At 63.9% G+C, this 13,404-nt stretch carries 9 protein-coding genes; 4 read left to right on the top strand and 5 right to left on the bottom strand.

The window, feature by feature from the left end:
* Positions 1-37: 37 nt before the first annotated feature.
* The gene (locus CUV01_RS08770; protein WP_101461971.1) at positions 38-1,246 is read right to left on the bottom strand and encodes an RsmB/NOP family class I SAM-dependent RNA methyltransferase; all 1,209 of its coding nucleotides are present in this window, start codon (positions 1,244-1,246) and stop codon (positions 38-40) included.
* A 98-nt stretch (positions 1,247-1,344) separates the two neighbouring features.
* Here CUV01_RS08770 and CUV01_RS08765 point away from each other — a divergent pair, with 98 nt between their 5' ends.
* The 4 genes from CUV01_RS08765 to CUV01_RS08750 all read left to right on the top strand — a co-directional run bounded on the left by CUV01_RS08765 (position 1,345) and on the right by CUV01_RS08750 (position 6,839).
* The gene (locus CUV01_RS08765; protein ID WP_101460139.1) at positions 1,345-1,521 is read left to right on the top strand and encodes a DUF1674 domain-containing protein; all 177 of its coding nucleotides are present in this window, start codon (positions 1,345-1,347) and stop codon (positions 1,519-1,521) included.
* Entirely contained in the window at positions 1,521-2,846 is a 1,326-nt protein-coding gene (locus tag CUV01_RS08760) for an amidase (RefSeq protein ID WP_101460138.1), read from the top strand. The genes CUV01_RS08765 and CUV01_RS08760 overlap by 1 nt, the downstream gene beginning before the upstream one ends.
* A 133-nt stretch (positions 2,847-2,979) precedes the next feature.
* Complete coding sequence (locus tag CUV01_RS08755) at positions 2,980-4,170, top strand: aminotransferase class I/II-fold pyridoxal phosphate-dependent enzyme (RefSeq protein WP_101460137.1); 1,191 nt, start codon at positions 2,980-2,982, stop codon at positions 4,168-4,170.
* 17 nt (positions 4,171-4,187) lie between these two features.
* Positions 4,188-6,839 carry a DNA translocase FtsK gene (locus CUV01_RS08750; RefSeq protein ID WP_101460136.1) on the top strand — a complete coding sequence of 884 codons (2,652 nt, stop codon included), beginning with the start codon at positions 4,188-4,190 and terminating at the stop codon, positions 6,837-6,839.
* A gap of 94 nt (positions 6,840-6,933) precedes the next feature.
* On the opposite strand, the gene CUV01_RS08745 is transcribed toward CUV01_RS08750, so the two are convergent.
* From CUV01_RS08745 to glgC, 4 genes are read right to left on the bottom strand one after another with little or no spacing between them, the layout of a single operon-like run.
* The gene (locus CUV01_RS08745) at positions 6,934-8,565 is read right to left on the bottom strand and encodes an alpha-D-glucose phosphate-specific phosphoglucomutase (protein ID WP_101460135.1); all 1,632 of its coding nucleotides are present in this window, start codon (positions 8,563-8,565) and stop codon (positions 6,934-6,936) included.
* Positions 8,562-10,694 (bottom strand): glycogen debranching protein GlgX, encoded by a 2,133-nt coding sequence (gene glgX / locus CUV01_RS08740; RefSeq protein ID WP_101460134.1) that lies wholly within the window; start codon positions 10,692-10,694, stop codon positions 8,562-8,564. Before glgX ends, CUV01_RS08745 begins: the two co-directional genes overlap by 4 nt.
* Positions 10,691-12,133 carry a glycogen synthase GlgA gene (glgA, locus tag CUV01_RS08735; RefSeq protein WP_101460133.1) on the bottom strand — a complete coding sequence of 481 codons (1,443 nt, stop codon included), beginning with the start codon at positions 12,131-12,133 and terminating at the stop codon, positions 10,691-10,693. The genes glgX and glgA overlap by 4 nt, the downstream gene beginning before the upstream one ends.
* Entirely contained in the window at positions 12,115-13,374 is a 1,260-nt protein-coding gene (gene glgC, locus CUV01_RS08730; RefSeq protein WP_101461970.1) for a glucose-1-phosphate adenylyltransferase, read from the bottom strand. Before glgC ends, glgA begins: the two co-directional genes overlap by 19 nt.
* Between the last annotated feature and the right edge of the window lie 30 nt (positions 13,375-13,404).

The raw sequence follows: 13,404 nt of genomic DNA, 5'->3' as shown, positions 1-13,404 counted from the left end.
CGGTCAGTTACCGCCCCTGCAGGCCAAGGTCCAGCGCCTAGGCCGTTTTCCGCAATGCCGCGATGAAGAACCCGTCCATGCCGCCGCGATCCGCCCAGTAATCAGGCCGCAACCGCAAGCCGCCCTGCGGGGTGATCCAATCGGGTTCGATCCCCGGAAAATCGGGCCGGATCACCGTCATGCCCGGGTGCCGCGTCAGGGCAGCGGTCAGTTGATCCTCACCCTCAGAGGGCAACAGCGAACAAGTCGCATAGACCAGCCGCCCGCCAACCGGCAGCATCTGGACGGTGCGGTCGATCATCTCGGCCTGCAATGACGTCAATTCGCCCACCCCGCGCCCGTCACGAACCAGCGGCAGGTCGGGATGGCGGCGAATGGTGCCGGTGGCCGTGCAGGGCGCATCCAGCAGCACCGCATCGGGCGGCGTGGCGGGTTGCCACTCCAGTACATCGGCCACCACCAGATCCGCGCTCAGCCCGCAGCGCGCAAGGTTCTCGGCCACCCGCGCCATCCGCTGCTCGCTGATATCCACCGCCGTGACCTGCGCGCCAGCCGCCGCAAGTTGCAGCGTCTTGCCACCGGGCGCGGCACACAGATCCACAACCCGCTCACCCGGCTGCGCGTCCAGCAGACGCGCCGCCAGCGCGGCGGCGGCATCCTGCACCCACCAAGCGCCGGCCTCATAGCCCGGCAGCGCCGACAGCTGCGGCGTCCCCGCCAGTCGCACCGATCCGGTCGGCAGCAGTTCACCCTCGACCGCTGCGCCGGATTTCAACGTCAGATCCAGCGGCGCGCCCGCCTGATGCGCGGCCTCGATGGCCGCGACGGTGTCGGCGCCATAGGTCGAGACCAGCGGCGAGCGCAGCCATTTCGGCAGGCGCTGCACGGGCAGTTCGGACCAATCCGTAACCGTTGAGACCTTGCGCAGCACCGCGTTCACCAGCCCGGCCGAGGCCTGCGCCTTCTTGCCCATCCCACGCACCAGATCGACGGCGGCATTGACGACGCCATGCGGCGCCTCGCCCAGTTCCAGCAGTTCGACGGTCGATAGACGCAGCAGATCCTCGATATCAGGACGCGGACGGCGCTGCATGAACCGGCGCAGGACCGCATCGGCCCGGTTGCGATGGCGCAGCGTCACCAGAGCCAGTCGACCGGCCCTTGCGCGATCTGCCTGCGCCAGATGTCCCAGCCGCGCGGCCTGATCCGAAAGCGACCGCCCTTCGCGCATCTCTGCCAGCAGCATCAGCGCCCCCTTGCGCGCGCCATCCTGAACCTTTGCCAAATCGACTTCCTTCGCCTAAACCAAAGTCAGACACATAGGCGCAATGAAGGTCCAAGACCATGACCGAAAAGCAAGACATCCCCGATGCCGCGCAACGCGCGCTGGCCGAAGCAGACGAACGCCGCCGCAAATCGGCAAGCCAGCCGCCGCTGCCCAAGGAATATGGCGGCCGCGACGGGGCCGAGGCGGTGCGCTATGGCGATTACGAAAAGAACGGCCTCGCGGTGGACTTCTGATGGATTGGCTGACCGCGTCAGCGGCAGAGCAGGGTCGCGCGATCATGGCAGGCCTGCTTGACCCGGTCGATCAGACGCAGGCCTATCTGGCGGCCATCGAGGCCAATCCCTACGCCAAACGGATCTTTGCCCGGGTCACACCCGACCGCGCCAAGGCCGAGGCAATTGCCGCCCATGACCGCGCCAAGGCCGAGATGCGGCGCAGTCTGCTGGACGGCGTGGCGATCAGCTGGAAGGACAATATCGACAGCGCCCGCATCGCGACCGAGGGCGGATCGCGCCTGCTCAAGGGCCGCAAGCCTGCGCATGACGCAGTGACGCTGGCCAATGCCACCGCGACCGGCACTGTCTGTCTGGGCAAGACACATCTGACCGAACTGGCATTTTCCGGGCTGGGCCTGAACCCCATGACCGCGACCCCACCCAATGCGCTGGATGCAGGACTTGCCCCCGGCGGGTCCAGCAGCGGCAGTGCGGTGTCGGTTGCATTGGGTCTGGCAGCGGCGACGATCGGGTCGGATACCGGCGGCTCGATCCGCGTGCCTTCGGCCTGGAACGGGCTGGTGGGCTTCAAGCCAAGCCATGGCGCGACCAGCGGCACCGGGGTTGTGCCGCTGTGCCGCAAGTTCGACGTCGTTGGACCGCTTGCCCGCACGGTCGAGGATTGCGCGCTGCTGTTCGCTGCCCTGCGTGGCGACCGGCCCGTCGATCTGACCGAGGTGTCCGCAAACGGTCTGCGGCTGATGGTGCTGGAGGGCGTACCCTTCGACGACGCACAAGAAGGCCCGGTCAGCGCGTTTGAAGATGCCGTGACCCGTTTGGCTGCCGCAGGCGCGGTCATTTCGCGGGCATCGCCTGATTGCGTGGCGCGCGCCATGGCGCTGTCGCCCCTGCTCTTTGCGCCCGAGGCTTACGGCATCTGGCGCGATCAGATCGAAGCTGCGCCAGAGGTCATGCACCCGCCGATCCTGGAGCGGTTCCGCGGCGGGGCCGAGGTCAGCGCCCCCGATTATGTTTCGGCTTGGGAGGCCCTGGTGCGGTTGCGTCAGGAATGGCACGCGCTTGTCGCGGGCTATGACGCCGTGATCCTGCCAACGGTCGCGATCCTGCCGCCGGATGTGGAACGGCTGAACAGCGATCACGACTACTTCGTGACCTCGAACCTGCTGACCCTGCGCAATACCCGCATCGGCAATCTGCTGGACCTGCCTTCGGCGACCATTCCGACCGGACAACCGGGCTGCGGCTTTATGGCGATGGGCGCGACAGGCGATGATCGGCGATTGCTGAGGGTGGCCACCGCGATCGAGGCGGCTTTGGGATAGCGGCGGCGGGTGATGCAGCCGAACCAAAAAGCCACAACATCGTGCCGCGAACAGCCGTTTGGCTGGACGCAGGCGGGCGATCACGCTAATCTGATGACAATGCGGGGCAAAAGATCCCGGAAGTGAGGCAGTAATGGCGATCCCCGAGCGGTTTTCGAACCTCCCGGATTATGCGTTTCCGCGCCTGCGGAAGCTGTTGTCGGGTGTCCAGCCCGGCGGCGAGCCGATGGTGATGACCATTGGCGAGCCGCGCCATGCCATGCCTGATTTTGTCGCAAGCGTCATGGCCGAGAATATTGGCGAATTCGCGAAATACCCCACCAATGAAGGCACTGTAGGCCTGCTAGAGGCGATTGGCGGCTGGATCGCGCGGCGTTATGGCGTCGAGGTGACGCCGGACCAGATCATGGCGCTGAACGGCACGCGCGAGGGGCTGTTCAACGCCGCGCTGGCGCTGTGCCCCGAAACCAAGAACGCACAGCGTCCGGCCGTGCTGATGCCGAACCCGTTTTATCAGGTCTATGCGGTGGCGGCCGCGGCGGTGCAGGCTGACCCGGTCTATGTTGCCGCAACCACGGATACCGGCAACCTGCCCGATTACGCGGCGCTGCCCACCGATCTGCTGGATCGCACGGCCATTGCCTATATCTGCTCGCCCGCCAATCCGCAGGGCGCGATTGCAAGCAGCGACTATCTGGAACAGTTGCTGCTGCTGGCCGACAAGCATGATTTTCTGGTCTTTGCCGACGAATGCTATTCCGAGATCTACCGCGATGCGCCGCCACCAGGTGCGCTGGCCGTGGCGACCAGGTTGGGCCTGGCAGACCGCGTGCTGATCTTTAATTCGCTCAGCAAACGTTCCAATCTGCCCGGCCTTCGATCGGGGTTTGTGGCGGGCAGCGCGGCCAATATCGCGCAGATCCGGAAATTGCGCAGCTTTGCCGGCGCGCCGCTGTCGCTGCCGGCGCAACATATCAGCCAGGCCGCCTGGCAAGACGAGGACCACGTCGCCGCAAGTCTGGCGCTCTATCAGGAAAAATACGCCGTAGCCGACCGGGTGCTTGGCAATGTACCGGGCTATCGTGGCCCCGAAGGCGGGTTTTTCCTGTGGCTGCCGGTCGAGGATGGCGAGGCCGCGGCGATGACACTGTGGCGCGAGGCGGGCATTCAGGTGCTGCCGGGCAGCTACCTGTCACGCGAGGTCAACGGACAAAACCCGGGCGCGGGGTTCATTCGCGTCGCACTGGTCGCAACGGCGGACGAAACCGAAGCGGCGCTGAAACGGCTGAAAGCCGTCATCTATGACAAGAACAAGAACGAGTAACGGCGAGGGATAAGGGCATGGCAAGCTGGCAGGCGAAACACCGCGATCCGCTGTTCGATCAGACGACGCAGGCGGCACTGGAACGGCGCGGCAAGGAATTGCTGGGTGCCGGGCTGGTGACGATTGGCATCGTTCTGGCGATGATGCTGATCAGTTGGTCGGCGGACGATCCCAGCTTTCTGTCCGCCACCGATCAGCCGGCTGAAAACCTGCTGGGAACCTTTGGCGCCTATGTCGCCTCGCCGCTGATGATGATTGCGGGTTACGGCTCGTGGGTGCTGGTCGTCGGTGCGGTCGTCTGGGGCCTGCGGCTGATGCTGCATCAGGGCGAAGAACGGATCATGCGCGCGATCTTTCTGCCAATCGCCGTGGCGCTGTGGTCGATCTATGCAACCTCGATGGTGCCGCCCGCCGATTGGGCGCAGAATTACGGTCTGGGCGGGCATTTCGGCGACATGGTAATGGGCGCGGTCCTGACCGTCCTGCCATTCAGCCCTCATATCGGCATCAAGCTGGTCGCCTTGCTGGTTGCTGCTGGCGCGCTGGCCTTTACCGGCTTTGTGCTGGGCATTGACCGGACCGAGATGCGGGCCATGTGGCGGCGCTTTGTGATCGGGCTGGTAACGGCCTATGACATGGCGATGCGGTTGGCCGGGCGCGGCGCTGTCGCCTCTGCCAGGGCGGCGCAGAAACTGCGCGAGAAACGCGCGCAATCGCGCGACGGCACCGTCGCCGCGCAGCCCGAGCACCAGGCAGAACCCCGCGCGCCCGGTTTGCTGGCCCGTTTGCGCGGCCAACCTGCGACCGAACAGGGCGATGACCTGACCGAAGACTGGCCCGAGCCGGAACTGGTCGACCGCAGCGCAGATTACGATGGCGATGCGCCCTCGGCCGAAGAGGTCAATCACCGCATCACCGACGCGATCCAGTCCCGCGCCAGCCGGCCCTCGGTTCTGGCGGCGGTTGCGGCGCGTCTGGCACGCGAGGATGGCGGGCAGAACGCTGCCGCGCAGGCAGAGCCCGTCGAAGCGGCAGAGGCCTATCCCTTTGGCGCGGACAATGCGCGCGTTGTCGTGCCGCCCAAGTCAAAACCCACCGCTCCGTCGCGTCAGGCACAGGCCGAGGCACAACCCTCGTTGCGCTTTGACGAAACCAGTTCGGGCTATGAAAAGCCGCCGCTTGCCCTGCTGACCGCCGCAGTCGCCAGCGAACGCCTGCAACTGAGCCAAGAGGCGCTGCAGGAAAACGCGCGGATGCTGGAGGCCGTGCTGGACGATTATGGCGTAAAGGGCCAGATCACCGAGGTTCGCCCCGGCCCGGTCGTCACGCTGTACGAATTGGAACCCGCGCCGGGCCTGAAAGCCAGCCGTGTGATCGGTTTGGCTGATGATATCGCGCGGTCCATGTCGGCGCTGTCGGCGCGCGTCAGCACCGTTCCGGGCCGCACCGTGATCGGCATCGAACTGCCCAACCAGCGCCGCGAAAAGGTGGTGCTGCGCGAAATCCTGTCGGCCCGCCAGTTCGGCGACGGCACGCATCCGCTGCCGCTGGCACTGGGCAAGGATATCGGCGGCGAACCCATCGTCGCGAACCTTGCCAAGATGCCGCATTTGCTGATCGCCGGGACAACCGGCTCGGGTAAATCCGTGGCCATCAACACCATGATCCTGTCGCTTCTCTACAAGCTGACGCCGGACGAATGCCGGATGATCATGATCGACCCCAAGATGCTGGAACTGTCGGTCTATGACGGCATCCCGCATCTGCTATCCCCCGTCGTCACCGACCCAAAGAAGGCCGTCGTCGCGCTGAAATGGGTCGTCAGCGAGATGGAGGAACGCTATCGCAAGATGTCCAAGATGGGCGTGCGCAACATCGAGGGCTATAACAGCCGCGTCCGCGAGGCGCTGTCGAAGGACGAAATGTTCAAGCGCACCGTTCAGACCGGCTTTGACGAGGATACCGGCGAACCCATCTTCGAGACCGAGGAATTCCAGCCCGAGACCTTCCCCTATATCGTCGTCGTCGTCGACGAGATGGCCGACCTGATGATGGTCGCCGGCAAGGAAATCGAGGCCTGCATTCAGCGTCTGGCACAGATGGCGCGGGCATCGGGCATTCACCTGATCATGGCCACGCAGCGCCCCTCGGTCGATGTCATCACCGGCACGATCAAGGCCAACTTCCCCACCCGGATCAGTTTTCAGGTCACCTCGAAAATCGACAGCCGGACCATTCTGGGTGAACAGGGCGCCGAGCAATTGCTGGGTCAGGGCGACATGCTTTACATGGGCGCGGGCAGTCGCGTCAGCCGCGTGCACGGCCCGTTCGTCAGCGACGAAGAGGTCGAAGAGATCGTCAACCACCTGAAATCCTTTGGCCCGCCCAGCTACAAGTCGGGCGTAGTCGAAGGGCCCGAGGACGAGGTCGCATCCGATATCGACGCGGTGCTGGGTCTTGGCAGCGGTGATGGCGGCGACGATCAGCTTTACGATCAGGCGGTGATGATCGTGGCCAAGGATCGCAAATGCTCGACCAGCTACATCCAGCGCAAACTGTCCATCGGCTATAACAAGGCCGCGCGGATCGTCGAGCAGATGGAAGATCAGGGCGTGGTCAGCAGCGCGAACCATGTCGGCAAGCGCGAAGTTCTGGTCCCCGAGATCTGACCACCCCCAGGCTTGATCATTCAAACGCCCTGACCGGCATGTGTTGACCGGTCAGGGCGCGATGTTTTTCAGCGATTGCCGCAATGCCCTGCGTTCAGGTGATCACATCGGGCGCGTCGCGGCCTGTCCGTTTGCGAATGCCGGCGATCTGGTCAGCCGCCGCAATCACCGAGGCCAGCGCCGCCTGCGCGTCCTGCGCCAGCGCATCCGGATCGGTCTCCAGCCGCTCCAGATAGACCCGCAGCGTCGCGCCCTCGGTGCCGGTGCCCGACAGGCGATACATCACCCGCCCGCCCGAGGCGAAGGCGACACGGATGCCCTGCCCGCTCGAGCGCGAGCCATCCACCGGATCGTCATAGGCGAACTCGTCCGCCGTCTCGACCGTCAGCGGGCCAAAGCTTTGTCCCGGCAGACTGCCGAAACTGGCGCGCAGATCATCCATCAACTGGTTGGCGGCAGCGGTATCGACGGCCTCATAATCATGGCGCGAATAGTAGTTGCGGCCATAGCGTGCCCAGTGATCGGTCATCACCTGCATCACCGATTTGTCTGTCGCGGCCAGAATGTTCAGCCATAGCAACACGGCCCAAAGCCCGTCCTTTTCGCGCACATGGTCCGATCCGGTGCCGGCGCTTTCCTCGCCGCAGATCGTGGCGCGGCCGGCATCCAGCAAATTGCCGAAGAACTTCCATCCGGTCGGAGTGGCGTAGCAGTCGATACCCTTGGCCGCAGCGACACGATCGGCAGCCTCGGACGTGGGCATAGAGCGCGCGATCCCTGCCAGACCCTTGGCATAACCCGGCGCCAGATGCGCCAGATCAGCCAACACCGCCAAACTGTCCGAGGGGCTGACATAGCAGTTTGCGCCGACGATCATGTTGCGGTCGCCATCCCCATCCGAGGCCGCGCCGAAATCCGGCCCGTCCTCGGCATACATGTGATCCATCAGATCCTTGGCCCAGATCGGGTTCGGATCGGGATGCCCACCGCCGAAATCGGGCAAGGGCGTGCCGTTCACAACCGTTCCCTTGGGCGCGCCCAGTCGGTTTTCCAGTATCTCGGTCGCATAGGGTCCGGTGACGGCGTGCATTGCGTCAAACCGCATCCGGAAGCCGCCGGCGAACAGCGCGCGCAGGGCGTCGAAATCAAACAGCTCTTCCATCAGGGCCGCGTAATCGGTGACCGGATCGACGATCTCGACCTGCATATCGCCAAGTGTGGTCGATGCGATTTGGTCCAGATCGACATCCTGCGCGTCCAGAATGCGGTAGCTGTCGATGTCCTTGGTCCGGGCAAAGATACGGTCCGTGACGCCCTCATTCGCAGGGCCGCCATTGGGGCCGTTATACTTCAGACCGAAATCCTCGTCGGGGCCGCCGGGGTTATGGCTGGCCGACAGGATCAGCCCGCCATCGGTGCCGCGCTTGCGGATCAGATGAGAGGCCGCCGGCGTGGACAAGATCCCCCCCTGCCCCACGATGCAGCCCGACGCGCCATTGGCGGCGGCCATGCGCAAGATCACCTGAATGGCGCGGTCGTTGAAATAACGGCCGTCGCCGCCTATGATCAGAACCTTGCCCTGAACACCGCCGATCCCGTCAAAGATCGCCTGAACATAGTTCTCAAGGTAATGCGGCTGCATGAAGACGCGGGTCTTTTTGCGCAGCCCGCTGGTGCCGGGCTTTTGCCCCTCGATCGGGGTGGTCTCGACGATATGCGGGGTCATTCCAAGCCTGCCTTTCCCGTTTTGGCCACTGGTTTGGGCCGGGGTTTCGTCTTTTCAATCAGGTCGAACACGGCAACCGAGCTGTCGGCAATAGCGGTTTTCGCCCCAGCTGCCGCCAGCGACACCTCTTGCGCCGTGTCAAAACAGCGCCGCCAGACATGGCCATCTGGCGCGTCGGGCAGCATGACGGTCTGAGCGGGGCCTGCGTTGAACAGCACATAGATCACCCCAAGGCGCGGTTCATAAGCCGGGGTGCCGCGCGCCATGCGGATTTCCATTCCCAGAAACTTCAGTTCAGGGTTGGCCCAGTCATCCACGGTCATCGGCTGGCCATCGGCGCGCCGCCAGAACAGGTCGGGCTTGCCATCGACCGAGCGCGGCAGCGAATGCAGAAACCAGCGCTGGCGCAGGATCGGGTTGGCCTTGCGAAACGCGATGATGCGTTGGCAGAACGCCATGAAATCTGCGTCGGCGTCCTTCCAGTTGACCCAACCGATGGGGTTGTCCTGCGCATAGGCGTTGTTGTTGCCGTCCTGCGAGTTCCCCAATTCGTCCCCCGCCAGAATCATCGGCGTGCCCTGGCTTAGCATCAAGGTGGCCATCAGATTGCGGCGGCGACGGGCGCGGCGGGCAATCACCTCGGCATCGTCCGTGGGCCCTTCGACACCGCAGTTGTCCGAGAAATTATGATCATGGCCATCGCGATTGTCTTCGCCATTGGCCTCATTGTGCTTGCTGTGATAGCTGACCGTGTCCATCAGCGTGAACCCGTCATGCGAGGTCAGAAAATTGACCGAGCTTGTCGCCCGCCGCCCGTCATGGTCGAACCGCACGGACGAACCTGCCACGCGGCTGGACAGTTTCGGCATCATCCCGCTGTCGCCCCGCCAGAACCGACGAACCTGATCGCGATAGCGGTCGTTCCATTCCGAAAACGGCGCGGGAAAGGCGCCCAGCTGATAGCCGCCGGGGCCGACATCCCAGGGCTCTGCGATCAGCTTGACCTTGTTCAGCACCGGGTCTTGCCGCACCGCGCGCAGGAACGGCGCGTCGCGGTTAAAGCTGCCGCTGGTGCGCGCAAGGGTCGAGGCCAGGTCGAACCGGAACCCGTCAACGCGCATCACCTGCACCCAATAGCGCAGCGAATCCATCACCAGCCGCAGGGTGAAGGGATGATCCATGTTCAGCGAATTTCCGCAGCCGGTATCGTCTTGATAATAGCGCCGGTTGTCGGCCAGCCGGTAATAGCTGGCATTGTCAAAGCCCTTGAAACACATCGTCGGGCCCATCTGGTCGCCCTCGGCCGTGTGGTTGTAGACCACGTCCAGCAGCACCTCGATCCCGGCTGAATGAAACCGCGCGACCATCTGCTGAAACTCGGCGATATCGCCGCCCGAAAGATAGCGCGGATCGGGGGCGAAGAAGCCATAACTCATGTAGCCCCAGTAGTTTCTCAGCCCGCGGTCGACCAGAAAGCGGTCATCGACAAAGGCCTGCACCGGCAAGAGTTCGATCGCCGTGATGCCAAGCTTGGTCAGGTGATCAAGGATCGGATCAGAGGCCATGCCCAGAAACTTGCCCGCATGCGGCACATCGCGCCGTTCAGCCGTCAGCCCTTTGACATGGGCCTCGTAGATGACCGTCTCATTCCAGGGATGGCCCAGCGCGCCGCCCGCCGCGCCCCAGGTAAAGGCCGGATCAACCACCACGCTGCGCGGCATGAAAGGCGCGCTGTCACGCTTGTCAAAGCTCAGATCACCCTCGGCGCTGCCAATCGTATAGCCGTAAAGCGCATCGTCCCAGACAGGCGCGCCGGTCAGTTGCTTGGCATAGGGGTCGATCAGCAGCTTGTGCGGGTTAAAGCGGTGGCCGTTCTGCGGATCGTAGGGGCCGTGCACGCGAAAGCCATATTGCTGGCCCGGCTGCATCCCCGAGATATAGCTGTGCCAGATATGGCCGTCACGCTCCAGCAGATCCAGAATGACGCTTTCCTGACCGTCCTGATCGAACAGACAAAGCGACACCTTGGTCGCGTGCTGCGAGAAGACGGCGAAATTGACGCCCTCTCCGTCAAAGGTTGCGCCCAGAGGATAGGGGCGTCCGGCAGTCAGGTAAAAGCGGTTCGTCATCGCGCGGCCAGCAAGCTTTCATACAGTTCGGCATAACGGGCGGCCGATTGGTCCCACCCGACAGGCTGGCTCATCGCATTCCGCTGCATCTTCGTCCAGCGGTCAGGGTCGGCGTAAAGGTCGCACAGGCGGTTCAGCGCATCGGCCAGTGCCGCCGCCGTGACCGGATGGAACTGGATCCCGGTGGCCACCTGATGGGCCATGCTGGCCGGATTGGCGGCAACGACCGTATCGGCCAGCCCCCCCGTCAGCGCCACCAGCGGGATCGCGCCATAGCGCAGCCCGTAAAGCTGCGTCAGGCCGCAGGGCTCGAACCGAGAGGGCACCAGGATCGCATCGCCACCGGCCATCATCCGGTGCGACAGGGCCTCGTCATAGCCGATGCGCACACCCACATCAGGACCCGCGGCACGTTGAAAGGCAGCCTCCAGTCCCTTGTCGCCCGACCCCAGCAGCGCCAATTGCCCGCCGCGATCCAAAAGCGTGGGCAGCGCCTCGATCAGCAGATCCAGCCCTTTCTGTTCGGTCAGGCGCGACACCACCACGCAAAGCGGGCCGTCGGCCTGCCGCAAACCGAATTCCTTGCGCAGTGCGGCCTTGTTCGACGCCTTGCCGCGCGCGGCCTTGTAGGGCGTGATCGCGGGATCGGTGGCGGGCGACCAGACCTGTTCGTCAATTCCGTTCAGAATCCCGGTAAAGCTGTCGCGGCGTGCGCGCATCACGCCTTCCAGCCCCATGCCGAATTCAGCCGTCATCAGTTCGGCGGCATAGGTCGGCGAAACCGTTGTCAGCCAATCGGCAAAGACCAGCCCCGCCTTGAGCGCGGATATCTGCCCCCAATATTCCATGCCGTCCGGCGTAAAATCGACGGGCGCGATTTTCAGCGCGCCCATCTTCCATGCCGGTGCGAGGCCCTGAAAGGCGATGTTGTGGACGGTGATGATCGTTTTGACTCGATCCGCAGCGGGCGAGCGGGCGATGTAATAGGGCGCCAGTCCCGCCTGCCAGTCGTGACAATGGACGATATCAGGCTGCCAGCCCTCGATCGCGCCATTGGCGATCTCGGACGCGACCCAGCTTAGCGCGGCAAAGCGTTCGGGATTGTCGGGCCAGTCGGTGCCGGCATCCGCCAGATATGGTCCGCCACCGCGTTCGAACAGATGCGGCGCATCCAGCACCAGCAGATCCAGCCCACCGGCCTTGCCCGCCAGCAGATCGGCATGGCCGCCAAAGCAATCCTGAAATTGCGCCACGGGCTGCGCATCCTCCAGCATCCGCATCGCCTGAGGATAGCCCGGCATCAGCGTGCGCATCGTCACGCCAAAGGGCGCAAGCGCGGCAGGCAAGGCGCCCGCCACATCGGCCAGCCCGCCAGTCTTGATGACCGGCGCGACCTCGGATGCGACGGACAGGACTTGCGTCACTGCGCGGCCTCCCATTTCGCGATCATGTCCTTGGTGATCAGCGTCGTGCCTTTTTCCGAGACGCGGAAATATTTTTCATCCTCTTGCGGGTCTTCGCCCACCACCAGCCCGGCCGGGATATGCACGCCACGGTCGATCACGCATTTCGTCAGCCGTGCCGAGCGGTTGACCACCACATGCGGCAGCACCACCGCATGATCCAGAACCGCGTAGGAATTCGTGTGGACCTGCGTGAACAACAGCGAATTGCGCACCTCGGTGCCCGAGATGATGCAACCGCCCGATACCATGGATGAGATCGCCACCCCGCGTCGGTCTTTTTCATCATGGATGAACTTGGCCGGCGGCACGCTTTCGGAATAGGTCCAGATCGGCCAGTTATGGTCCCACAAATCCAGCGTCGGGGTGAAATTGGTCAGATCGATATTCGCCTCCCAGAAGGCGTCGATGGTGCCAACGTCGCGCCAATAGGATTCGGCCCCATCCGCGCGCACGCAGGACTCATCGAAACGGTGCGCGACCGCCTTGCCGTTCTTGACGATGTCGGGGATCAGATCATGGCCGAAGTCATGGCTGGAATTGGTGTCCTCGGCGTCTTTTTGCAGCAGGTCACGCAGGAATTTCCAGTCGAAGACATAGATCCCCATCGAGGCCAGCGCCTTGTTGGGATCTTCTGGCGTGGAAGGCGGGTCGGCGGGCTTTTCCAGAAACGAGGTGACGCGGCTGTCCCCATCCACCGCCATGACGCCAAAGGCCGAAGCCTCTTCGCGCGGAACCGTCAGGCACCCAACCGTCACATCCGCGCCCGACTGGACGTGCTGACGGATCATCATCTCGTAATCCATCTTGTAGATGTGATCCCCGGCGAGGATGACGATATAGTCGATGCCATAGCTGTCGACGATATCGATGTTCTGGGTCACCGCATCCGCCGTGCCGCGATACCACATCTCTTCGTCCATCCGCTGCGAGGCGGGCAGGATATCCATGAATTCGTTGCGCTCGGCGCGGAAAAAGCTCCAGCCGCGCTGACAGTGGCGGATCAGGCTGTGGGCCTTGTATTGCGTGGCCACGGCCATCTTGCGGATGCCGGAATTCATCGCGTTGGACAGCGCAAAGTCGATGATGCGTGTCTTGCCGCCGAAATAGACCGCGGGCTTTACCCGGCGGTCGGTCAATTCCTTCAGACGCGAGCCACGCCCCCCGGCCAGCACGAACGCCATCGAGCGCTGTGCAAGTCTTCTGTCGTCGATCATCGTCGGGTCCCCCTCTTCCCGTATCATCGC

Source organism: Paracoccus tegillarcae, from assembly GCF_002847305.1.
GTDB classification, from domain to species: Bacteria; Pseudomonadota; Alphaproteobacteria; order Rhodobacterales; family Rhodobacteraceae; genus Paracoccus; species Paracoccus tegillarcae.
The sequence above is the reverse complement of the archived record's forward strand: the minus strand, read 5'-3'. Positions and strand labels throughout refer to the sequence as shown.